The sequence below is a fragment of the Microbispora hainanensis genome (assembly GCF_006874475.1).
GTDB classification, from domain to species: domain Bacteria; phylum Actinomycetota; class Actinomycetes; order Streptosporangiales; family Streptosporangiaceae; genus Microbispora; species Microbispora hainanensis.
On the sequence record NZ_VIRM01000205.1, the window covers coordinates 1 to 414 of the forward strand.

Sequence of the window (414 nt, forward strand, 5' to 3'; positions counted from 1 at the left end):
GGCGTCCCACCCGCGGTGACGGAAGACTCCGCGAAGTGAGGCACGCGGTGGAGGACAGATCGGGGAAGACGCCCTGAGCGGGCGGCCTGGACGGGCCGCCGGGTTCCGGAGCGAGAGCGAAAAGGTCAGGAGGACGCTGTGGCAGGCGGCGGCTGGAACAACGAGGCCTATCCGCCGGTGGGTGACGCCCACCGGCAGTACGGCGGCACGAACCCCGTCCCGACGCCGGCGCCGACGGAGCAGAGCTCGCTGGTGCGGCCGTACGCCGTCACCGGCGGGCGTACGGCCCCACGGCTCCAGCTCGCCATGGAGGCCCTCGTGTCCTCCGCCACGGTGATGCATCAGGACCTCTCCACGCTCACCCCGGAACGCCAGGCGATCAGCACGCTGTGCCGTCAGGTGCGGTCGGTGGCT

1 protein-coding gene is annotated in these 414 nt (G+C 72.2%); it reads left to right on the plus strand.

Annotated elements, in window-relative coordinates:
• Nucleotides 1-138: 138 nt before the first annotated feature.
• Nucleotides 139-414: DUF742 domain-containing protein (locus FLX08_RS40155; RefSeq protein WP_142625459.1), on the plus strand; the 276-nt coding region annotated here is incomplete at its 3' end.